Here is a 22638-nt window from a genome sequence, read left to right on the forward strand (position 1 = left end):
CCATGACAGTTGACGTGTGGCTCCCCATCCCACCGGACGAGATCGAAGGGCTCCCCGAGGGGCCGAACTACCGCTTCTGGAACGGCGCCGAGGACTTCCCCGCGGACCCGGCCGACTGCGCGTACTACGTCGTCCCCTACATGAAGCCCGTCGAGGTCGTACTGCGACCCGTGCCCCGGCTGAGCTCCGTACAGGTCGTGCAGACGCTGTCGGCCGGCGTGGACAACGTGATGTCGGGGCTGAAGTACCTGCCCCCCGGCGTGCGGTTGTGCAACGCGCGCGGGGTGCACGAGGCGAGCACCGCCGAACTCACGCTCACCCTGATCCTCGCCTCGCTGCGCGGCGTACCGGACTTCGTGCGCGCCCAGGACCGGGGGGAGTGGCGCGGCGGGTTCCGGCCCGCGCTGGCCGACAAGAGCGTCCTCATCGTGGGGTACGGGTCGATCGGCGCGGCGATCGAGGACCGGCTCGTCCCCTTCGAGACCGCGCGGGTGGCGCGCGTCGCGCGCTCCGCGCGCACCACGGCGCGCGGACCGGTGCACCCACTCACCGAACTGCCCTCCCTGCTGCCGGAGGCGGACGTCGTCGTCCTCGTCACCCCCCTCACCGAGACCACCCGCCACCTGGTGAACGCCGACTTCCTCGCCCGCATGAAGGACGGCGCGCTGCTGGTCAACGTGGGCCGCGGGCCCGTCGTCGACACCAAGGCCCTGCTCGCGGAACTGGAGACCGGCCGCATCACCGCCGCCCTCGACGTCACCGACCCCGAGCCGCTGCCCCCGGGGCACCCTCTGTGGCGGGCGCCGGGCGTGCTCGTCAGCCCGCACGTGGGAGGGCCCACGTCCGCGTTCCTGCCCCGCGCCAAGCGACTGCTGGTGGACCAGTTGAACCGTTTCGTGAACCGGGAGCCGCTGCGGAACGTGATCCTTACGACGAGCGCAACAGGCCCGGCACCGGACGGGGCGACAGACGCGTAATCCGTTTCGAGTACCGTCCGCAATCCGCCGGAAGCGGTGGGTACTCATATATCTGTTGATCGTCACGGAGAGTAGAGAACCTATGTCCCTGAGTGACGAGACTGGTGTATCGTCCCGACAGGGGCTGCGCCGCGACCGTTCGGCGCCGGGGATGGACATTTCAGACTGTGAGGGGGGCGACGGGCGATGCACGGCCTATGGACGAACGATCCGACGCGGCGGCAGGGCCGCCGACGGCGACCCTGGCACTCGGCCGCGCGCAGACGCGGTGACCACGCCGGCCACGGCGGCCACCACGGCCGTCCCGGCGACCCTCAGAGCCATCACCACCACAACAGCCACCACCACCGCAGGCACAGCAGCCGCAGGAGGCATGCGCCCCCAGCCCTCCGGGACCCGCGGGCCCCGGGGGCGGCGCGGACCGGGAGGGACCGGTGAGTTCGCCCCCTTCTTCCACGACCACCCTCGACGGAGCGCTGCGGGCACAGCCTTCGCCGGGGGCGCCGCCGATCCGCCCGCCGGCCTCCGGCGGCGGGTCGAGCCTGGTCCCCCAACTCGTTCTGGCCCTGGTGTGCGCGGGATACGCCGTCGGTTCCGCGCTCGGCTGGGGCTCGCAGCAAGTCGCGCTGATCATGGGCGACTTCGGGCTGAGCGCCGCGGCCGGCGCCGCCGCCGTGTCCTGCTTCCTCTACGCGCGCGACCGCCGCGTCCGCTTTCGACCCGCCTGGCTGCTGTTCGGCCTCTCCTCGGCGATGGCGTCCCTCGGCAACGTGGTCTGGGGGTGGTACGAGGTCGTCCTCGGACGCCCCGTCCCCAGCCCCGGCTACGCCGACCTGTTCTTCCTGTGCTTCGCGCCGCCCGCCATCGTGGGACTGCTGGTGCTGGCCAAGCGCCCGGTGACGAAGGCGGGCTGGGTCTGCCTCGGCCTGGACGCCTGGCTGATCGGCGGCTCGCTGCTCACGCTGTCCTGGAGCCTCGCCCTCGCCCAGGCGGCGAAGTCCGAGGGATCGAGCGTGTCGCACACCGCGCTGTCGCTCGCCTACCCGCTGCTCGACATCGCCCTGGTCAGCATGGTGCTCGCCCTGCACTTCAGGCGCTCGGCGGTCAACCGTACGGCGGTGAACACCGCGATCGGCGCGCTCGCCCTGACCGTGATGTGCGACGCCCTGTTCACCTTGCCGCTGCTGCACCACACCTACCGCTCCGGCCAGCTGCTCGACGCGGGCTGGTTCGCCGGCTCCCTGCTGCTCGCGTACGCCCCCTGGGCCGCCCCGCGGCCCGGGCAGGCGCAGGCCGACCGGCATCCCAGGGACCGGCGCGGCACCGAGGGGCACACGCGCGTGGTGCACGAACACCTGCCCGGACAGCGCACCGGCTCCCACCACCACCCGTCCGCGCACGCGCCGTCCGCGCACCCGGCGCAGCCCGCGCAGGGAGGTGATCACAGCCGGTATCCGGCCGCCCGGCCCATCGCCGGCTCCCTCGCCGCCCTCACGCCCTATCTCGCCGCCGCCGTGTGCACCCTGGGGATCCTCTACAACGTCCTCAGCGGCCGCAGCGTCGACCGCGTGGTGCTCCTCACCGGCGGCACGGTCGTGCTCGCCCTCGTGGTGCGCCAGGGCATCATGCTGCTCGACAACATCACCCTCACCCAGGAACTGGCGCAGAAGGAGAACCACTTCCGCTCCCTGGTACAGGGCTCCAGCGACGTCATCATGATCGCCGCGCCCAACGGCATCCTCCGTTACGTCTCCCCGGCCGCCGCCGGGGTGTACGGACGCCCCGCGGAGGAACTCGTGGGCACGGAACTGGCCGGTCTGATCCACCCGGAGGACCTGGGCTGCGTGGTGCACGAGGTGCGCCGTTTCCTCGCCGCCAGCCCGCTCGACGAACCCACCACGCGCATCGAGTGCCGTTTCCGGTCCGGCGACGGCGGCTGGCTGAACGTGGAGTCCACCGTCAACCGTCACCACGGCGGCCTCATCTTCAACAGCCGGGACGTGACCGAAAGAGTGCGCCTGCAGGCGCAGCTCCAGCACAACGCCGAGCATGACCCGCTGACCGACCTGCCCAACCGCGCCCTGTTCACCAAGCGCGTCCAGCAGGCCCTGTCCGGCCGCCGCTCCTCCGACCGGGGTACGGCCGTCCTCTTCATCGACCTCGACGGTTTCAAGGCCGTCAACGACACGATCGGCCACCAGGCCGGGGACGAGCTCCTCGTCCAGGCCGCCCGCAGACTCCAGGACTCGGTCCGGCACGGGGACACCGCCTCCCGGCTGGGCGGCGACGAGTTCGCAGCCCTGATCGTCGGAGACGGCACCCGCGACCGCACCGCCCGCGAACGTCACATCCTGGAGCTCGCCGACCGCCTCAGGACCACGCTCTCGCAGCCGTACCTCATCGACGGCAACGATGTCCGCGTCAACGCCTCCATCGGCGTCGCCTTCGCCGAGCCCGGCCTGGGCGCGGGCGAGATCCTGCGCAACGCCGACCTCGCCATGTACCGCGCCAAGGCGGGCGGCAAGGGACGCGTCGAGTTGTACGCACCCCAGATGCAGCAGGACGTCGTACGGAAGGCGGAGCTGGCCACGCGCCTGCGTGCCGCGCTGCACGACGGCGAGTTCACCCTGCTGCACCAGCCGGTGGTGTGCCTGGAGGACGGCCGGATCGCGTCGGTCACCGCCCAGGCGCGCTGGCGGTCCTCACAAGGGGTGCTGTTCACGCCCGCGGAGTTCCTGCGTGTGGCCGAGGACAGTGACAAGACCGCCGAGCTGGGCCGCTGGATCCTGGAGGAGGCCGTGGAACAGGCCGCCGAGCGCGCGGCTACCGGGCTGTCCGTACCCGTGGCCGTCCGGATGAGCGCCCGTCGGCTGCTGGACCGCTCGATGCCGCTCGGCTCCATCGAGGCCCTGCTGACCCGGCACGGGCTGCCGTCCGGGGCGCTGGTGATCGAGCTGTCCGACACCGACCCACGGGTATCTCTGGACGAGCTGGAGCGCCGGCTGAGCGCGCTGCGCAGAGTCGGCGTCCGGATCGCGCTCGACGGCTTCGGCAGCGGATACGCGGCGATCACGGCCCTGCGCAGGCTCCCCGTCGACGTCCTGAAGCTCGACCGTGGTCTGGTCGAGGGCGTCGTCGAGTCCGCGCGGCTGCACAAGATCACCAGTGGGCTGCTGCGCATCGCCGCCGACCTCGGGCTGCAGTCCGTGGCCGACGGAGTGGACCTGCCGGAGCAGGTCGTGGCGCTGCGCGCGATGGGCTGCACGCACGGGCAGGGCATGGCGTTCTCCGCGCCGCTGGACGAGTACCGGCTGCGTCGGGCGCTGAATTCCGGCCACTATCCGGTGCCGCACGGACCGGCCGAGCCCGCGTTCGCGGGCGGGCTGAGAGAGCCGAAGGGGCGCGTCGGCGTCGAGGGCGCGGGGGTGTACTCCAGTGGGGTGACCGCCGTACTGGGAGGTGGAAGTACGCTGCGCTCACATAATGAGACTCCCGTCCCACCCACTTGACACGTGGTGCGTGCCGGGGGGAGGGTCTGTGCCATGCGCACCCGAATTCTCGTACTTGGAAAGCGCGTCGGCTGACGCTGGTGACGTCCGGACGGACCCGGAACTCCCAGCGACCCCACCCGGCGCGCTCCCCTCGCTTGCCTTACGGCACGAGGGGTTTTTTGTTGCACAGGCACCAGCCGTACAACAGTCGTACACCGCACAAACTTCGCGAAACCCTCTCTGCAGAACCCACAGCATCGAGAAGAGAATGCCGATGACCGAGCAGGCCACCGGGGCCCATCACCCGCAGCCGCGGCCCCGATCCGGAGGACAGCAGTCCGCCCCCGAGCACGTCACGGGTGCGCAGTCCCTCATCCGCTCTCTCGAGGAGGTCGGCGCCGAGACGGTATTCGGCATTCCCGGTGGCGCGATCCTCCCGGCGTACGACCCGCTGATGGACTCCACCAAGGTGCGCCACGTCCTGGTCCGGCACGAGCAGGGCGCGGGCCACGCGGCCGAGGGCTACGCCCTGGCCACCGGCAAGGTCGGTGTCTGCATGGCGACGTCCGGCCCCGGGGCGACCAACCTCGTCACGCCGATCGCCAACGCCCACATGGACTCCGTGCCGCTGGTCGCGATCACCGGCCAGGTCGCCTCCGCGTCGATCGGTACGGACGCCTTCCAGGAGGCGGACATCGTCGGCATCACCATGCCGATCACCAAGCACAACTTCCTGGTCACCAAGGCCGAGGACATCCCGCGGGTGATCGCGCAGGCGTTCCACATCGCCTCCACCGGCCGCCCCGGCCCGGTCCTGGTCGACATCGCCAAGGACGCCCTCCAGGCGAAGACGACCTTCTCCTGGCCGCCGGTCATGGACCTGCCCGGCTACCGCCCGGTGACCAAGCCGCACGCCAAGCAGATCCGCGAGGCCGCCAAGCTGATCACCGCCGCCAAGCGGCCCGTCCTGTACGTCGGCGGCGGCGTCCTGAAGGCCAACGCCACCGCCGAGCTGAAGGTCCTCGCGGAACTCACCGGAGCGCCCGTCACCACCACCCTGATGGCGCTCGGCGCATTCCCCGACAGCCACCCGCTGCACGTGGGAATGCCGGGCATGCACGGTGCGGTCACCGCCGTCACCGCGCTGCAGAAGGCCGACCTGATCGTCGCCCTCGGAGCCCGCTTCGACGACCGCGTCACCGGCAAGCTGGACAGCTTCGCCCCGTACGCCAAGATCGTCCACGCCGACATCGACCCGGCCGAGATCGGCAAGAACCGCGCCGCCGACGTGCCGATCGTGGGTGACGCCCGCGAGGTCATCGCGGACCTGGTCCAAGCCGTCCAGAAGGAGCACAGCGAGGGTCACCAGGGCGACTACAGCGCCTGGTGGAAGGACCTCAACCGCTGGCGCGAGACGTACCCGCTGGGCTACGACCAGCCCGACAACGGCTCGCTGTCCCCGCAGCAGGTCATCGAGCGCATCGGTCAGCTCGCCCCGGCCGGCACGATCTTCGCCGCGGGCGTGGGCCAGCACCAGATGTGGGCCGCGCACTACATCCAGTACGACAAGCCCGCGACCTGGCTGAACTCGGGCGGCGCCGGAACCATGGGCTACGCGGTCCCGGCCGCGATGGGCGCCAAGGCGGGCGCGCCCGCGCAGACGGTCTGGGCGATCGACGGCGACGGCTGCTTCCAGATGACCAACCAGGAACTCACCACCTGCGCCCTGAACAACATCCCGATCAAGGTCGCCATCATCAACAACGGCGCCCTCGGGATGGTCCGCCAGTGGCAGACCCTCTTCTACAACCAGCGGTACTCCAACACGGTGCTGCACTCCGGCCCCGAGGCCGACGGCAAGCAGCCGAGCGCCGGCACCCGCGTCCCCGACTTCGTGAAGCTGTCGGAGGCCATGGGCTGCTACGCGATCCGCTGCGAGGACCCGGCCGACCTCGACAAGGTCATCGAAGAGGCGAACTCGATCAACGACCGCCCGGTCGTCGTCGACTTCATCGTCCACGAGGACGCGATGGTCTGGCCGATGGTCGCCGCCGGCACCTCCAACGACGAGATCATGGCCGCCCGGGACGTCCGCCCCGACTTCGGCGACAACGAAGACGACTGAGCCAGGAAGAGCGAAGAGGAAGACCAGACATGTCCAAGCACACGCTCTCCGTCCTGGTGGAGAACACGCCCGGCATCCTCGCCCGGATCGCCGCCCTGTTCTCCCGCCGCGGCTTCAACATCGACTCGCTCGCCGTCGGCGTGACCGAGCACCCCGACATCTCCCGCATCACCATCGTGGTGGGAGTGGAGGACCTGCCGCTGGAGCAGGTGACCAAGCAGCTCAACAAGCTCGTCAACGTGCTGAAGATCGTCGAGCTGGAACCCGGTTCGGCCGTTCAGCGCGAACTCGTTCTGGTGAAGGTGCGCGCCGACAACGAGACGCGCTCCCAGATCGTCGAGATCGTCCAGCTGTTCCGCGCCAAGACCGTCGACGTCTCCCCGGAGGCCGTCACCATCGAGGCCACCGGCAGCAGCGACAAGCTGTCGGCCATGCTCAAGATGCTGGAGCCGTACGGCATCAAGGAGCTGGTCCAGTCCGGCACGATCGCGATCGGGCGCGGAGCGCGTTCGATCACGGACCGGTCGCTGCGCGCGCTGGACCGGTCGGCGTAGGACTCCGTTCGGGCGGTCGGCAGCGGCCGGCCGCCCGAATTACGAGACCCCGAGACTTCCCTTCCGCCCGCCGTCATACGGTGGGACGCAACACCTGCACACAAGGAGAGAACCCAAAGTGGCCGAGCTGTTCTACGACGCCGACGCCGACCTGTCCATCATCCAGGGCCGCAAGGTCGCGGTCATCGGTTACGGCAGCCAGGGCCACGCCCACGCGCTGTCGCTCCGTGACTCGGGTGTCGACGTGCGCGTCGGTCTGCACGAGGGCTCGAAGTCCAAGGCGAAGGCCGAGGAGCAGGGCCTGCGCGTGGTGACGCCGGCGGAGGCCGCCGCCGAGGCCGACGTCATCATGATCCTCGTCCCGGACCCGATCCAGGCCCAGGTCTACGAGGAGCACATCGCCCCCAACCTGAAGGACGGCGACGCGCTGTTCTTCGGCCACGGCCTGAACATCCGCTTCGGCTTCATCAAGCCCCCGGCCGGCGTCGACGTCTGCATGGTCGCCCCGAAGGGCCCGGGCCACCTGGTCCGCCGCCAGTACGAGGAGGGCCGCGGCGTTCCGTGTATCGCGGCCGTCGAGCAGGACGCGACCGGCAACGCCTTCGCGCTGGCCCTGTCGTACGCCAAGGGCATCGGTGGCACCCGCGCGGGCGTCATCAAGACGACCTTCACCGAGGAGACCGAGACCGACCTGTTCGGTGAGCAGGCCGTCCTCTGCGGTGGTACGGCCGCGCTGGTCAAGGCGGGCTTCGAGACGCTGACCGAGGCCGGCTACCAGCCGGAGATCGCGTACTTCGAGTGCCTGCACGAGCTGAAGCTGATCGTGGACCTCATGTACGAGGGCGGCCTGGAGAAGATGCGCTGGTCGATCTCCGAGACCGCCGAGTGGGGCGACTACGTCACCGGCCCGCGCATCATCACGGACGCCACCAAGGCCGAGATGAAGAAGGTCCTCGCCGAGATCCAGGACGGCACCTTCGCCCAGGCCTGGATGGACGAGTACCACGGCGGTCTGAAGAAGTACAACGAGTACAAGACCCAGGACTCCGAGCACCTGCTGGAGACCACCGGCAAGGAGCTGCGCAAGCTCATGAGCTGGGTCAACGACGAAGAAGCGTGAGGTCGAGGTCCGGCTGCGGCGCCTGATGATCCCGGTGCCGCGGCCGGACCTTCTCTCGTCCGGGTGATCCTTCCGCACAGGCGCGAGATGACACCTGCCACGCCACTACACTGCCGTATTAGATACGCGTCAGGCCCACAGCGTCGTGCGTCTTCCACGCGGAAAGCACCCCTCCACCGCATGCGGCCGTCGGGACGGCCGTCCGCATTGGACATGTGAGGACTCACGTGAGCTCGAAACCAGTCGTACTCATCGCTGAAGAGCTGTCGCCCGCAACCGTCGACGCCCTGGGGCCGGACTTCGAGATCCGGCACTGCAACGGAGCCGACCGGGCCGAACTGCTCCCCGCCATCGCCGAGGTCGACGCGATCCTGATCCGTTCGGCCACCAAGGTCGACGCCGAGGCCATCGCCGCCGCCCGCAAGCTGAAGGTCGTCGCACGAGCCGGCGTCGGCCTGGACAACGTCGACGTCTCCGCCGCCACCAAGGCCGGCGTCATGGTCGTCAACGCGCCGACCTCGAACATCGTGACCGCCGCCGAGCTGGCCTGCGGTCTCCTCCTCGCCACCGCACGCAACATCCCGCAGGCCAACGCCGCGCTGAAGAACGGCGAGTGGAAGCGGAGCAAGTACACGGGCGTCGAGCTCGCCGAGAAGACCCTCGGCGTCGTGGGTCTGGGGCGGATCGGCGCCCTCGTCGCACAGCGCATGTCCGCCTTCGGCATGAAGGTCGTCGCCTACGACCCGTACGTGCAGCCCGCCCGGGCCGCGCAGATGGGCGTGAAGGTGCTGTCGCTGGACGAGCTGCTGGAGGTCTCCGACTTCATCACCGTCCACCTGCCCAAGACCCCCGAGACCCTCGGTCTGATCGGCGACGAGGCGCTGCGCAAGGTCAAGCCGAGCGTGCGGATCGTCAACGCCGCGCGCGGTGGGATCGTCGACGAGGAGGCGCTGTACTCGGCGCTGAAGGAGGGCCGGGTCGCCGGCGCCGGCCTCGACGTGTACGCGAAGGAGCCGTGCACGGACTCGCCGCTGTTCGAGTTCGACCAGGTGGTCAGCACCCCGCACCTCGGTGCCTCGACCGACGAGGCCCAGGAGAAGGCCGGTATCGCCGTCGCCAAGTCGGTGCGCCTGGCGCTCGCCGGTGAGCTGGTCCCGGACGCGGTGAACGTCCAGGGCGGTGTCATCGCCGAGGACGTCAAGCCGGGTCTGCCGCTCGCCGAGCGCCTCGGCCGGATCTTCACCGCGCTCGCCGGTGAGGTCGCCGTCCGCCTCGACGTCGAGGTCTACGGCGAGATCACCCAGCACGATGTGAAGGTGCTGGAGCTCAGCGCCCTCAAGGGTGTCTTCGAGGACGTCGTCGACGAGACGGTGTCGTACGTCAACGCCCCGCTGTTCGCGCAGGAGCGCGGCGTCGAGGTGCGGCTGACCACCAGCTCGGAGTCCGCCGAACACCGCAACGTCGTCACCGTGCGTGGCACGCTCAGCAGCGGCGAGGAGGTGTCGGTCTCCGGCACGCTGGCCGGCCCGAAGCACCTCCAGAAGATCGTCGCGGTCGGCGAGTACGACGTCGATCTCGCGCTCGCCGACCACATGGTCGTCCTGCGGTACGAGGACCGTCCCGGTGTCGTCGGCACCGTGGGCCGTATCCTCGGCGAGGCCGGCATCAACATCGCCGGTATGCAGGTGTCGCGGGCGATCGCCGGGGGCGAGGCGCTGGCCGTCCTGACCGTCGACGACACGGTGCCCGCCGGGGTGCTCACCGAGGTCGCCGAGGAGATCGGGGCGACGTCCGCTCGCGCGGTGAACCTGGCCTGACGCTTCACAGCAAAACGCTTCACAGCAATTCGCTTCACAGCAATTCGCTTCACGGCAAAAGCCGGGTGGGACTCAGCCCCACCCGGCTTTTGTCATGCCGGTACCTTCTCCGCGTCCGGAGTCCTCTCCTCGCGCACTTCCACTCGCCGCAGCTTCACCGCCGCCGTCACCGCCGCCCCCACCAGCAGCGCCGCCCCCGCGATCGCCGCCGCGTGCATGCCGCTGGTGAAGGCCTCGCGGGCCGCTGTCGCCAGGGCGTCGCCCGCTCGGTCCGGGAGCTGCCGGGCCACGGCCAGCGCGCCCCCGAGCGTCTCGTCGGCCGCGGTCGGGGCCGACGGCGGCATCTCGTGGCGGTAGATCGCCGTACCGATGGCGCCGAGCACCGCCATGCTCAGCGCGCCGCCGAACTCGGCGGCGGTCTCCAGCAGGGACGAGGCCGAGCCCGCCTTCTCCACCGGGGCCGTGCCCAGGGCCAGGTCGGCCAGCTGGGACATCACGACGACGGCCCCACAGGCCAGGGCGGCGCACGCGCCCAGCAGCAGCCACAGTGAGTCCGTGTCCGTGAGGACCAGCAGCCCGTAACCGCCCGCCGTGGTCAGGAAGCCACCGGCGACGACATGCGCCCGGTGCACGCCCCGCCGCACGAGCTGGGATCCGACCACTCCCGCGAAGCCGATGGGTACCGACGGCAGCAGGCTCCACAGCGCGGCCTCCAGGGCGCTCTTGTCGAGGACCGACTGGATGTACTGCGTCGTGAAGAAGGCCGACCCGATCATCCCGAAGGCGGCGACGAGATAGAGGCCGAGCGCCGGGGCGAAGCCGTGGCCCCGGAACAGCGCCGGCGAGACCAGCGGGGAGGCGGTCGTGCGCTGGCGGTGGACGAAAAGCGCGGCGAAGAGCAGGCCCACGGTCACCGACAGCACGTACCGCACGTTCCAGCCCTCGGACGGGATCTCCTTCAGGCCGTAGATCACCGGCAGCACCGCCGCCATCGACAAAGGCACGCTCAGCAGGTCGAAGCGGCCGGGCTCGGGGTTCCTGGCCTCGGGCAGCAGCGCCGGCCCTACGGCCAGGAGCAGCACCATCGCGGGCAGATTGACCAGGAAGACCGAGCCCCACCAGAAGTGCTCGACGAGCACGCCGCTCATCACCGAGCCGAGCGCGATACCGGCCGTCATCACGCCGGACCACAGGCCGACCGCCTTCGCGCGCTGCTCGGGGTCCGTGAACATGGTGCGGATCAGCGCCATGGTCGACGGCATCAGGGTCGCGCCGCCGATGCCGAGGATCGCGCGGGCCGCGATCAGGGTCTCGGCGCTGTTCGCGTACGCCGCGAGCAGGGAGGCCGCGCCGAAGGCGGCCGCACCGAACAGCAGCAGCCTGCGGCGGCCGATGCGGTCGCCGAGCGATCCCATCGTCATCAGCAGGCCGGCCAGCACGAATCCGTAGATGTCGAAGATCCACAGCTGCTGGGTGCCGCTCGGCTCCAGGTCCGCGCTGATCGCCGGGATGGCGAAGTAGAGGACGGAGACGTCCATCGAGACCAGCAGCAGCGGAAGCATCAGCACGCCGAGAGCGGTCCATTCGCGGCGGCCGGCTCGGGTGCCCGTGGAAGGGCTCGTCGAGTTCGTCATGGCGGTGACTGTACGGGCGTCTTAAACGCTTATCTAGGACGGTCGTATAAGTCAGCTGTATAGGACGGTTGTATGGATCGGAGTAGGGTGGCTCGCATGGGACACCGTGAGGATCTGCTCGAAGGCGCCAAGCGCTGCCTGCTGGCGAAGGGGTTCGCGCGCACGACCGCGCGCGACATCGTCAAGGAGTCGGGGACCAACCTGGCCTCGATCGGCTACCACTACGGCTCGAAGGACGCGTTGCTGGCGCAGGCGTACGTCGAGATGGTGGAGGGGATCTCCGACGCCTTCGACGGAAGCGACGGGATCCGGGGGGAGCCCGGCTCGATCGAGCGGTTCGCCGAGGTGTGGTCGAACATCATCGGCACCATGCGAGAGCCAGGTTCGCTGTGGCGGCTCAGCATGGAGATCGTGGTCATGGGCGACCAGCTGCCCGAGGTGCGGGAGCATCTGGCGCGCGCCCAGCGGGAGGGGGCGCGCGGCATCGTCACGGTCTTCCACGGGGGGCGTGAGGAAGACGTCCCGGAGGAGGCCGTGGACACCCTCGGCTATTTCTACCTGACCCTGATGATGGGCCTGATGGCGCAGTGGACCTTCGACCCGAAGAGCGCCCCCGAGGCCGAACAGCTGGCGGAAGGGCTGCGGAAGGTGATCGAGGGCGTCAAGGAGAGCTGACTCGCCCGTCCCGCATCTGAAGCACCCGGTCCGCGAAGTGCCGTACCACCGCCCGGTCGTGGCAGATGAACAGGTAGCCGAGGCCCAGCTCGTCCTGGAGGTCGGCGAGCAGGTTCAGCACGCCGGCCCGCACCGACGGATCCAGGGCCGACACCGGTTCGTCGAGGACCAGCAGGCGCGGGTCGGAGGCCAACGCACGGGCGATTCCGGCGCGTTGGCACTGGCCGCCGGAGAGCTCGTGCGGGTGACGGTCGCCGTACGACGGGTCGAGGCCGACGCGGTCGAGGAGTTCGGCCACGCGGGCGGGGCCCTCTTCCGCGCTCCAGCGGCCCTGGACCTTCAGCGGTTCCGCCACCGCGTCGCGGATGCGGTGCCGGGGACTGAGGGAGCCGTAGGGGTCCTGGAAGACGGGCTGCATGCGCGGGCGGAGAGGACGGAGCTCGCGGTCGGTCAGGGCCGTCAATTCCCTGCCCTCGAAGCGGACTTCGCCCGCGTCCGGGCGGCGCAGTTGCAGGACCGCGAACGCGGTGGAGGACTTGCCGCAGCCGGAGGGGCCGTTGAGGGCGAGGGTCTCGCCGGGCTCCAGGGAGAAGGAGACATGATCCACCGCCGTGACCGGGCCGTAGCGGACGACCAGGTCGCGGACGTCGAGCAGTGCGTGACTCATGCGGGCTGCCTCACCTGGAACAACTCGACGGCTGGATCCGGGACTTCCTCCCAGCGATGGCAGGCCACCAGCCGCTCGTCCGCCTGCCGCGGCTCCGGTTCGGCCTCGTGGCAGGCGTCCGCCGCGAGCGGGCAGCGCGGGGCGAACGCGCAGCCCGCCGGGAGCGAGCCCGGGGCCGGCGGGGTGCCCGGAAGGGTGGGCAGGCGGCGGCCGCGCGCGTGCTCCGGGAGCGAGGCCAGCAGGCCCGCCGTGTAGGGGGCCAGGGGGCGGGCCAACACCGCCTCCGCCGGCCCCAGTTCGGTCAGGCGTCCGGCGTACATGACGAGTGCGCGGTCCGCGTGCCGCCGTACGACGTCCAGGTCGTGCGTGACCAGGACGAGCGCGGCGCCGACCGCCTCCCGCTGCTCGCCGAGGACGCGCAGGACCTGGTCGCGGCGCTCCTCGTCGAGGGCGGTGGTCGGCTCGTCGGCGACCAGGACGTCGGGTTCGTTGATCGTCGCCATCGCGATGACCGCCCGCTGCCGCATTCCGCCGGAGAACTCGTGCGGATACGCCCGCGCCTTGCGTACGGCGTCCGGGATGCCGACGCGGTCGAGCGCCGCCACCGCCCGGGCCCGCGCCTCCTTGCGGGACACGCCGGCCACCGAGCGTACGGCGGCGGCGAGCTGGTCGCCGACGGGGTGGACGGGGGAGAGGGCGGACAGGGCGTCCTGGGGGACCAGGGCGATCCGGCGGCCGCGCTGGGCGGCCAGGTCCGGATCACCGAGGAGGCGGATGTCCCCGGTCGTCGTCGCGCCCCGCGGCAGCATGCCCAGCAGTGCGCGGGCGGTGAGGGACTTGCCCGCGCCCGACTCGCCGACGATCGCGAGGACTTCGCGCGGGCGGACGTCGAAGGACAGTCCGCGCACGGCCTCGACGCCGTCGAAGGCGATGCGGAGATCGCGGACCGAGAGCAGCACCTCAGACTCCAACGGGGGACTCCTTCCCGACCTGAGCGGCCTTCCTGACCCGCGTGACCTTCCGGCCCTGCGCGTACGCGGCTCCCGACACCGCCAGCCCGGCCAGCAGGGCCAGTGCCACCGCCGGGGCGAGGGCCGCCCAGGGGGCGCGTTCCACGTAGGCGCGGGACTCGTCGAGCAGCAGGCCCCACTCGGGGGCGGGCGGCTGGGCGCCCAGGCCGAGGAAGCCCAGGGAGGCCAGGGCGAGGGCGATGCCGGGCAGACGCAGGAGGGCGTGCCGGGCGACGGGCGCCGCCACCGACGGGAGCACATGCCTGGTCAGGATCCACAGCGGTGGTGCGCCGATGGCCCGTTGGGCCGTGAGGAAGGAGGACGCCCGGACCTCCTGCACCAGCGCCGCCGCGTGCGCGGCCAGGGGCGGCCAGGAGATCAGGGCGACCGCGAGGGCCGCACCGCCGGTGCCGGGCCCGGCGGTGGCCGCGACCAGGATGCCGACGATCACCGGGGGCAGCGCGTTGGCGATGTCCGCCGCTCCGGCCGCGACGCCGGGCAGGAAGCCCAGGACCAGGGCGACGAGCAGGCTCAGCGCGCAGACGGCCGCCGCCGTGCCGACCGTCGGGGCGGCGCCGTGCCCGAGCCGGGCGAGCACGTCGCGGCCGAGGCCGTCCGTGCCGAGCGGGTGCGACCAGGAGGGTGCGGCCAGGCGGGCCGTCGTTTCCACCGCGTACGGGTCGCGCGCCAGGCCCCAGCCGATGGCCCCGGCCAGCACGGTGAGCAGTGTGAAGGGGATCGCCGGGCGGGTACGGACCGGGCGGACGGGCGGGAGCGAGAGCCCGGCGTCGCGCAGGGCGGGCCCCAGGAGCCGACGCCGTACGAGGGCCGCCACGGCGCCCGTGACCAGGCCGAGCAGCAGCAGCGCGAGGACGCAGCCCTGGAGGAGGGGCAGGTCCTGCGACTTGGCGGCGCCGAGGGCCGTACGGCCGATGCCGGGCACGGCGAACACCGTCTCCACCGGGACCGCGCCACCGGTCAGTCCGACGGCGACCATCCCGAACTGCGGGACCAGCGGCGGCAGTACGCGCTTCAGGGCGGCCGCCGAGACGCTCCTACGGCTGACTCCGGCCCCCCGCCACAGCTCCACCCATCGTTCGTCCAGCACGGCCGGCAGCGCGTCCGCGACCAGCCGTCCGAGCAGCCCGCCCGCCGGAACACCGAGGGCGAGCGCGGGCAGAACCATGTACTCGGGCCCCGCCCAGCCGGAGGTCGGCAGCCACCCCAGCCACACCCCGCACACCAGCAACGCGACCGTGGCCAGCAGGAACTCGGGCACGGCCGCCAGCATCGCGGCCCACGCCCCGGCCGACGCGCGCCCCCGCACCAGCACCGGCGCGACCAGCGCGCACGCCAGCAGCAGGGCCACGCCGAAGGCGGCACCCATCAGCCCCAGCGACACCTGGAGCCCGGAGACGACGGACGGCAGGACGTCGGTGCCGGAGACCCAGGACGTGCCGAGGTCCCCGCGCAGCAGGTCCGAGGCCCAATTCCCCAGCAGGGAAAGGGGACCGGCGTCCAGCCCCAGATCCCTTCTTACGGCGTCCAGGGCCTCCTTCGTGGGCTCCTGCTCGGCGGAGCGGGCCCGCAGGACCGTCAGAGCGGGGTCCTTGCCGGAGAGCCAGGGCAGGAGGCCGACGGCGGCGAGGACCGTGACCAGGCACAGCGCCCGGGTCGCTCCGGCGGCGCTCACCGATCCCTCTGTACGGAGCTTCACTTGACGTAGGTGTCGGCGGTGACCAGCTCCCGCTCGCGCGGGTCGTGGGCGGCGTCGGCGACCGAGGCGGCGTCGCCCTGGATCACGCGCTCGTGGAGCATCGGCACGGCGGCGTCGGTGGCGAGGACGGCGGCCTCGGCCGCGATGACGGCTGCCCGGCGCGGGTCACCGGTCTTGGTCCCGCCGGCCTTCTGGAGGGCCTTGTCCACATTGGGGTCCGCCAACTGGGAGATGTTGAAGGAGCCGTCGGAGGCGAAGTCGCTGTAGAGGTACGCGGCCGGGTCGCCGGAGTCGAGGACGGTGGCCCGGGACAGGATGAACGCGTCGAACTCGCCCGCCAGCGCGTCGGATTCGATGTTGGCGTACTCCCGGACGTCCAGCTTCACCTTGAAGCCGGCCTTCTGGAGCTGCTGTTGCAGCGCGGCCGCGACCTCGGGCAGTTCGGCGCGGTCGGTGAAGGTGCCGATGGTGATGCTCTGGCCGTTCGCCTTCTTCGCCGCGGCCCGCTTGACGGGCGTGCGCAGCTCGGCCGCCCAGGGGAGCGCCGGCCCGAGCAGCCCTTCCGCCACATCGGCGCGCCCCTCGTACACGCCCTCGACGATCGACTTGGCGTCGATGGCCTCCCGGGCCGCCGCCCGCAGCGAGGCGTCCTTGAAGGCGCCCTTCTCGGTGTTGAGGTACAGGGTGTTGGTGCGCGGCATCGGGACCTCGGTGATCAGGTCCTCCTCCAGCAGCGCGGCCTGCGAGACCGGCACCGCCTCGACGATGTCGGCCTCGCCGCTGCGGAGGGCGGCGGCACGGGCGGTGCCGTCCGGCACGAACCGGACATCGATGCCGGGGGCCTTCGCCTTGCCGCCCCAGTAGGCGTCGTAGCGGTCGAGGGCGGCGGAGGAGGTGCCGTTGACCTTGGTGAGCTCGAAGGGGCCGGTGCCGGCGCCGACGGGGTTGACCGTCTTCCCCGTGTAGGCCTTCTCGGCGAGGATCGACAGCTGGGGCGAGCTGAGCCGCTGCGGGACGAGGGGGTCCTCGGTGCCGGTGGTGACGACGACGGTGTCGGCGTCCTGGGCCTTCACCGTCAGCTCGACGCCGTCGAGGATGCGGGGCTTGGGGGCGGCGGTGGCGGCCTTGGCGAGGGACCGTACGACCGACTCGGCGTCGAGCTTCGTGCCGTCGTGGAAGGTGACGCCGTCGCGTATCTCGAAGGTCCAGCTTCTGCCGGACTGCGTCCACTTGGTGGCGAGCGACGGCTGGGCGTCGCCGTCGGCGTTCAGCTTCACCAGGGTCTCCGCCGTCGACCAGCGCGACAGCTTGAACGCGTCGTCGGACAGGGGGGACAGCCCGGAGCGCGGGGGCTGCATCATCGCGACGCGTACGCGCTTGCCGCCTCCTTCGGAGTCCGTGGCCGACTCCGCACCGGAGAAGCAGCCGGTGAGCAGGGCGGAGGCGGCCGTGAGGGCGGTGGCGGGGAGCAGGCGGCGGGCGGGGAGGCGCACGGGACCCTCCGGGTAAAGGGGCGGTCAAGGGTGGGTGCGCTGACGGTAGCACGATGACAATCGTTTTCAACAATTGCAGTTTAAGCTTTCAACAACTGGGCGGGCTGGAGCGCCTACAGTCGCGCCCCCTTCAACGCCATGTGCAAAAGCAGCCGGTCCTCCCCGTCGTCCAGATCCAGCCCCGTGAGCTGCTCGACGCGGGAGAGGCGGTAATAGAGGGTCTGGCGGTGGATGCCCAGCTCGGCGGCCGTGCGGCCCGCCTGGCCCGCGCAGTCGAGGTAGACCTCGGCGGTGCGGGCGAGTTCGCGGTGGGTGGGGGAGAGGAGCGTGCGGACGGCGGGGTCGTGGGTCGCCTCCGGGGGCAGGGAGGTCAGCAGGCGGTACGGGCCGATGGACGCCCAGTCGGCGATCGGGCCGAGGTGCGGCTCCGCCAGGGCCGCCCGGGCCGCCGCCGACGCCTCCCGCCAGGCGGCGCCCAGCTCCCCGAGCCCCTTGCGGGCGGCCGCGATACCGGCCGCGGCCTTCGGGCCCTCACCCCCACCCGGCCCCGACCGCTCCATCAGGCGCCCAGCCGCCGATGTGGCCGGAGTCAGCACATCCGCCGAACGCAGCCGCATCAGCAGGGCCAGGGCGTGCCCGGTCGCCCCCCACGGCACCGTGCACAGCGCCGTCGCCCCCGGCACCGTACGGACCGAAGGGGCGTCGTCCGGGTCGCCCGAGGGCCAGGGGGCCACGCACACCACCGTGTGCAGGGTGTCGGCGCGGGTGCCGAGGGCCGTGCGGAGTTCGGCGACCGCCATGTCGCGCTGCCAGCCGGGGTCCGCGGTGAGGACCGCCCGCAGTTCCCGGGTCAGGTCCGCCCCGTGCTGCGCCTCGTCCGCGAGCAGCGCGCCGATGCGGGACGTCACCTCCATCGCCGCCGCCAGCTGCCGCTCGGAGGGGCCGGGGTCGTAGTCGAGCAGCCAGACGTAACCGAGGACGACGCCCCGATGGCGTACGGGCAGACAGATCCGTCCGCGGTACACCCCCGCCTCCGGGGTGGGCGGGATCCGGACCGGGCCCGTCGCCCGTGTGATGCCGAAGCCCTCGAACCACGTCCGGACCGCGGCCGTCGAGCGGCGGGTGAGGATCGAGCGGGTCCGGACCGGGTCCAGCGCGGAGGCGTCGAGCTCGCCCTCGCTGTCGTACGCGCCGAAAGCGATCAGCTCGAAGTCCCGGTTCTCCAGCGTCGCCGGTGCGTCGAGCAGCTCGGAGATCTCGTCGACCAGCTCCTGGTAGTCGCCCTTGTGGTCCTTGTAGGGGTCTTTGTAATCGGACGTCACCCGGGCATTCTCCCGCATTTTCGCGCGTCCTTCATACATCTGTCTGAGATCTGCGGCACGGATGCGTGACAGCTGTCGATGGCCGACGATCGGAGGGATCCTTAGGTTTCACGGTGGTTCTCCGTGCCGTACCCGAAGCGCCACCCGCCCGGGTTACGGCCCATTTCGCCATGTGGAGGTGCCCCGTGCTGGGTCCCGTGATTCTCGCCGCGTCGCGCAGCGACCGGATACGACGCCTCGTCTCGGCGGCACCTGTGACCAAGCAGGTCGTCAACCGCTTCATCCCCGGCGAGAGCGTCGACGACGTCGTGCCGATCATCCAGGACCTGACGTCCCGTGGCCTGGAGCTGACGATGGACGTCGTCGGCGAGGACATCACCACCCCCGCGCAGGCCGCCACCGCCCGGGACGCCTACCTGGAGCTCATCGACCGGCTCGAGCCGCTGCAGCTGGGCGCCAGGGCCGAGATGTCCGTCAAGCTGTCGATGTTCGGCCAGGCGCTGGAGGACGGCCACGAGCTGGCGTTCAAGAACGTCCGCCCGGTCGTCGAGGCCGCCGCCGCCATCGGTACGACCGTGACCCTCGACGCGGAGGACCACACCACCCTCGACTCGATGTTCGCCATCCACGAGGAGCTGCGGAAGGACTTCCCGGAGACCGGCTGCGTCATCCAGGCCTACCTCTTCCGCACCGAGGCCGACGCCCGCCGCCTCGCCGCGGACGGCAGCCGCGTACGGTTGGTGAAAGGGGCGTACAACGAGCCCGCCGAGGTCGCCCACCAGCACAAACACGAGATCGACAAGGCGTACGTCCGGATCCTGAAGACCCTGATGGACGGCGAGGGGTACCCGATGATCGGGTCCCACGACCCGCGCCTGATCTCCATCGCCCAGGAACTCGCCCACCGCGCCGGGCGCAAGCTCGACGAGTACGAGTTCCAGATGCTGTACGGCATCAGGAGCGACGAGCACCTGCGGCTGGCCGCCGAGGGCCACCGCATGCGCGTGTACACCGCCTTCGGCACCGACTGGTACGGCTACTTCATGAGGCGGCTCGCGGAGAAGCCCGCCAACCTGCGGTTCTTCGCACGAAGCATGATCACAAAGGGCTGAGCCCGCACACCGCTCGAGAACACCGCTCAGTTAAGGAGTTACGGAACCCATGGACGCTGTGACCCAGGTCCCCACCCCCGTCAACGAGCCGGTGCACGGCTACGCCCCCGGCTCGCCCGAGCGCGTCCGGCTGGAGGCCAAGCTCAAGGAACTGGCCGAGAACCCGATCGACCTGCCCTGCACCATCGGCGGCCAGAAGCGGATGGGCGGCGGCGAGCGCTTCGACGTCGTACAGCCGCACAACCACAAGTCCCGTCTCGGCACGTACGGCAACGCCACCCAGCAGGACGCCCAGGACGCGATCAACGCGGCTCTCGCCGTCTCGGCGGCCTGGCGTGCGATGTCCTTCGACGACCGCGCCGCGATCTTCCTGCGGGCCGCCGACCTGCTGGCCGGCCCGTGGCGCGAGACGCTCGCCGCCTCCACCATGCTGGGTCAGTCGAAGACGGCTCAGCAGGCCGAGATCGACACCCCCTGCGAGCTGATCGACTTCTGGCGCTTCAACGTCAAGTACGCCCGTGACCTGCTCGCCGAGCAGCCCCCTGCCAACTCCCCGGGCGTCTGGAACCGCCTCGACCACCGCCCGCTGGAGGGCTTCGTCTACGCGATCACGCCGTTCAACTTCACGGCGATCGCGGGCAACCTGCCGACCGCGCCCGCGCTCATGGGCAACGTGGTGGTGTGGAAGCCGAGCCCGACCCAGACGCACGCCGCGGTGCTGCTGATGCAGCTGCTGGAGGAGGCCGGCCTGCCCAAGGGCGTCATCAACCTGCTGACCGGTGACGGCATCGAGGTCTCCAAGGTCGCCCTGGAGCACCGCGACCTCGCCGGCATCCACTTCACCGGCTCGACCAAGACCTTCCAGTACCTGTGGAAGACGGTCGGCAACAACATCGAGAAGTACCGCACGTACCCGCGGATGGTCGGCGAGACCGGCGGCAAGGACTTCGTCGTCGCCCACCCGAGCGCCGACCCCGCCGTGCTGAAGACCGCGCTGACCCGGGGCGCCTTCGAGTACCAGGGCCAGAAGTGTTCGGCGACCTCCCGGGCGTACATCCCGGCGTCGATCTGGAACTCCGGCTTCAAGGAGGAGTTCGCGGCCGAGGTCGACGGCATCGCGATGGGCGACGTCACCGACCTGTCGAACTTCATCGGCTCCGTCATCGACGAGCGCGCCTTCGCCAAGAACAAGGCGGCGATCGACCGCGCGAAGTCCGACCCGTCCTGCACGGTCGTCGCGGGCGGCAGCTACGACGACTCGGTCGGCTACTTCGTCCGCCCGACCGTCGTCGAGTGCGACGACCCGGCCAACGAGGTCTTCACCACCGAGTACTTCGGCCCGATCCTCGCCGTGCACGTCTACGAGGACGACAAGTACGAGGAGATGCTGACGCAGATGGAGTCGGTGACCGACTACGCGCTCACCGGCTCGGTCATCGCCGGCGACCGCTCGGCGGCGGCCCACACGATGCACAAGCTCCGCTACGCGGCCGGCAACTTCTACATCAACGACAAGTCGACCGGCGCCGTCGTCGGCCAGCAGCCCTTCGGCGGCGGCCGCGCCTCCGGCACCAACGACAAGGCCGGCGCCCCGCAGAACCTGATGCGCTGGACGCTGACCCGCTCCATCAAGGAGACGCTGGTCCCGCCGACCGACTACACGTACCCGCACATGGGCTGAGATCCCCGGATCCAGGACAGCAGGACGGGCCAGGTCGTCGACCTGGCCCGTTCGCGCGTCCGTCACGGCAGACTGCTCCTATGACCACGACCACGACCATCACCACCGACGACGGCGTACGGCTGTGGGCGAGCCGGTCGGGCAGGGAGGGCGGCACCCCGCTGGTGCTGTGCCACGGCGGGCCCGGACTGTGGGACATGTTCGAGGACGTGGCCGCGATGCTCGAAGACGACGCCATGGTGGTCCGCTGTGACCAGCGCGGCTGCGGGCGCTCACAGCCGTGCGCGGGGCCGTGGACCAGCGACCGGTTCGTGGCGGATCTGGACGCCGTACGACGGCACTTCGGGCTGGATCGGATGGTGCTGCTCGGCCATTCCTGGGGCGCGCAGCTGGCGTTGAGCCATGCGCTGGCCCATCCGGAGCGGGTCGACGCGCTGGTCTACGTGAGCGGCACGGGCACCGGACGCCGACTGGCATCCCGCCTTCAAGACCAACTTCCGCGACCGGCTCGGTGAGGACCGCCATCGGCTCTCCCGCTGGCGGGAGTTGACGGACCATCCGCAGCTCGATGAGGAGGAGGACCGGGAGCGCGCGATCCTCCAGTGGTCCATCGAGTTCGAGGACCGCGAACGAGCACTGGAGCACGCCGGGCGCATGGCCGAGCCCTGGTTCGGGATCAACCACGAATGCAACAAGGCGCTGAACGCCGAACGCAGACGGCTGTGGGGCACACCCGAGCTGTACGCCGCCTGCCAGGCCCTCGACCTGCCCGTGCTCATCGTCGACGGTGAGCGGGACATCCGCCCGCGCTCGGCGATCGACTCGCTGGAGCGGGCCCTGCCGCGCGTACGGCGGGTGATCCTGCCGGAGGCCGGGCACCTGCCGTGGGTCGAGGACCCGAAGGGCTTCCGGGCGGCGGTGACGGCCGCTCTGCGGTGAGCCGCCGCTACTCGGCGATCTCCGTCCGCTCCCACCACTCGTACACGGGCAGCCGGCCCTCCGGGGTGTCCGCGGCGCGCTCGGTCGCCCTGAAGTGCTCGTAGCCACCTCGGAGCTTGATCTTCACGTCCGTTCCCGGGGGCGGGGTCGGGACGATCCGTTCGGGGAGGTCTTCCGGGCCGCCTTCGAGAAGTGCTTTGGCCTTGTCGTTCATGACGTCAGGGTTCCCTTTACCGGCAACCCGATGTCGCAAGCCGCGCGGAGGATCAGTCGGGTGGGCGAGTCGCGTACCGATACTGGCCCG

The 22638-nt window shown here is 71.0% G+C and carries 18 protein-coding genes; 11 read left to right on the forward strand and 7 right to left on the reverse strand.

The window, feature by feature from the left end; genetic code table 11:
• Nucleotides 1-2: 2 nt before the first annotated feature.
• From Q4V64_RS37245 to serA, 6 genes are all read left to right on the forward strand, one after another.
• Entirely contained in the window at nucleotides 3-977 is a 975-nt protein-coding gene (locus tag Q4V64_RS37245) for a 2-hydroxyacid dehydrogenase (RefSeq protein WP_124439017.1), read from the forward strand.
• Nucleotides 978-1411: 434 nt separating this feature from the next.
• Nucleotides 1412-4486, forward strand: coding sequence for an EAL domain-containing protein (locus Q4V64_RS37250; RefSeq protein ID WP_124439016.1), 3075 nt, complete (start codon nucleotides 1412-1414; stop codon nucleotides 4484-4486).
• 250 nt (nucleotides 4487-4736) lie between these two features.
• Complete coding sequence (locus tag Q4V64_RS37255) at nucleotides 4737-6593, forward strand: acetolactate synthase large subunit (RefSeq protein WP_124439015.1); 1857 nt, start codon at nucleotides 4737-4739, stop codon at nucleotides 6591-6593.
• Between the two features lie 29 nt (nucleotides 6594-6622).
• Nucleotides 6623-7147 carry an acetolactate synthase small subunit gene (gene ilvN, locus Q4V64_RS37260; RefSeq protein ID WP_124439014.1) on the forward strand — a complete coding sequence of 175 codons (525 nt, stop codon included), beginning with the start codon at nucleotides 6623-6625 and terminating at the stop codon, nucleotides 7145-7147.
• A 118-nt stretch (nucleotides 7148-7265) separates the two neighbouring features.
• On the forward strand, nucleotides 7266-8267 hold the full coding sequence (ilvC, locus tag Q4V64_RS37265) for a ketol-acid reductoisomerase (RefSeq protein ID WP_124439013.1): 1002 nt from the start codon (nucleotides 7266-7268) through the stop codon (nucleotides 8265-8267).
• 227 nt (nucleotides 8268-8494) lie between these two features.
• Nucleotides 8495-10084, forward strand: coding sequence for a phosphoglycerate dehydrogenase (gene serA, locus Q4V64_RS37270; protein WP_124439012.1), 1590 nt, complete (start codon nucleotides 8495-8497; stop codon nucleotides 10082-10084).
• 92 nt (nucleotides 10085-10176) lie between these two features.
• Here serA and Q4V64_RS37275 read toward each other — a convergent pair whose 3' ends face one another.
• The gene (locus Q4V64_RS37275) at nucleotides 10177-11718 is read right to left on the reverse strand and encodes an MFS transporter (protein ID WP_124439011.1); all 1542 of its coding nucleotides are present in this window, start codon (nucleotides 11716-11718) and stop codon (nucleotides 10177-10179) included.
• A gap of 96 nt (nucleotides 11719-11814) precedes the next feature.
• Between Q4V64_RS37275 and Q4V64_RS37280 the strand changes: the two genes are divergently transcribed.
• Nucleotides 11815-12393, forward strand: coding sequence for a TetR/AcrR family transcriptional regulator (locus Q4V64_RS37280; RefSeq protein ID WP_124439010.1), 579 nt, complete (start codon nucleotides 11815-11817; stop codon nucleotides 12391-12393).
• Here Q4V64_RS37280 and Q4V64_RS37285 read toward each other — a convergent pair.
• The 5 genes from Q4V64_RS37285 to Q4V64_RS37305 all read right to left on the reverse strand — a co-directional run bounded on the left by Q4V64_RS37285 (nucleotide 12380) and on the right by Q4V64_RS37305 (nucleotide 18620).
• Nucleotides 12380-13060 (reverse strand): dipeptide/oligopeptide/nickel ABC transporter ATP-binding protein, encoded by a 681-nt coding sequence (locus Q4V64_RS37285; RefSeq protein WP_124439009.1) that lies wholly within the window; start codon nucleotides 13058-13060, stop codon nucleotides 12380-12382. The two genes, Q4V64_RS37280 and Q4V64_RS37285, sit on opposite strands and share 14 nt — an antisense overlap.
• On the reverse strand, nucleotides 13057-14031 hold the full coding sequence (locus Q4V64_RS37290) for an ABC transporter ATP-binding protein (protein ID WP_124439008.1): 975 nt from the start codon (nucleotides 14029-14031) through the stop codon (nucleotides 13057-13059). Before Q4V64_RS37290 ends, Q4V64_RS37285 begins: the two co-directional genes overlap by 4 nt.
• Nucleotides 14021-15763 (reverse strand): ABC transporter permease subunit, encoded by a 1743-nt coding sequence (locus Q4V64_RS37295; RefSeq protein ID WP_216377577.1) that lies wholly within the window; start codon nucleotides 15761-15763, stop codon nucleotides 14021-14023. The genes Q4V64_RS37290 and Q4V64_RS37295 overlap by 11 nt, the downstream gene beginning before the upstream one ends.
• Nucleotides 15764-15783: 20 nt before the next feature.
• Nucleotides 15784-17280 carry an ABC transporter substrate-binding protein gene (locus Q4V64_RS37300; RefSeq protein WP_124439006.1) on the reverse strand — a complete coding sequence of 499 codons (1497 nt, stop codon included), beginning with the start codon at nucleotides 17278-17280 and terminating at the stop codon, nucleotides 15784-15786.
• 113 nt (nucleotides 17281-17393) lie between these two features.
• Entirely contained in the window at nucleotides 17394-18620 is a 1227-nt protein-coding gene (locus tag Q4V64_RS37305; RefSeq protein ID WP_124439005.1) for a helix-turn-helix domain-containing protein, read from the reverse strand.
• A gap of 167 nt (nucleotides 18621-18787) precedes the next feature.
• On the opposite strand from Q4V64_RS37305, the gene Q4V64_RS37310 reads away from it, so the two are divergent.
• The 4 genes from Q4V64_RS37310 to Q4V64_RS37325 all read left to right on the forward strand — a co-directional run bounded on the left by Q4V64_RS37310 (nucleotide 18788) and on the right by Q4V64_RS37325 (nucleotide 22334).
• The gene (locus tag Q4V64_RS37310) at nucleotides 18788-19714 is read left to right on the forward strand and encodes a proline dehydrogenase family protein (protein ID WP_124439004.1); all 927 of its coding nucleotides are present in this window, start codon (nucleotides 18788-18790) and stop codon (nucleotides 19712-19714) included.
• 49 nt (nucleotides 19715-19763) lie between these two features.
• Nucleotides 19764-21395 (forward strand): L-glutamate gamma-semialdehyde dehydrogenase, encoded by a 1632-nt coding sequence (gene pruA, locus Q4V64_RS37315; protein WP_124439003.1) that lies wholly within the window; start codon nucleotides 19764-19766, stop codon nucleotides 21393-21395.
• An 80-nt stretch (nucleotides 21396-21475) separates the two neighbouring features.
• On the forward strand, nucleotides 21476-21910 hold the full coding sequence (locus Q4V64_RS37320; RefSeq protein WP_303713881.1) for an alpha/beta fold hydrolase: 435 nt from the start codon (nucleotides 21476-21478) through the stop codon (nucleotides 21908-21910).
• Nucleotides 21911-21941: 31 nt separating this feature from the next.
• Nucleotides 21942-22334, forward strand: a complete 393-nt coding sequence (locus Q4V64_RS37325; RefSeq protein ID WP_303713883.1) for an alpha/beta hydrolase — start codon at nucleotides 21942-21944, stop codon at nucleotides 22332-22334.
• Between the two features lie 7 nt (nucleotides 22335-22341).
• On the opposite strand, the gene Q4V64_RS37330 is transcribed toward Q4V64_RS37325, so the two are convergent.
• Nucleotides 22342-22548 (reverse strand): DUF5988 family protein, encoded by a 207-nt coding sequence (locus Q4V64_RS37330; RefSeq protein WP_124439002.1) that lies wholly within the window; start codon nucleotides 22546-22548, stop codon nucleotides 22342-22344.
• Nucleotides 22549-22638 lie beyond the last annotated feature (90 nt).

It is taken from the genome of Streptomyces sp. NL15-2K, from assembly GCF_030551255.1.
In the GTDB taxonomy this organism is placed as follows: domain Bacteria; phylum Actinomycetota; class Actinomycetes; order Streptomycetales; family Streptomycetaceae; genus Streptomyces.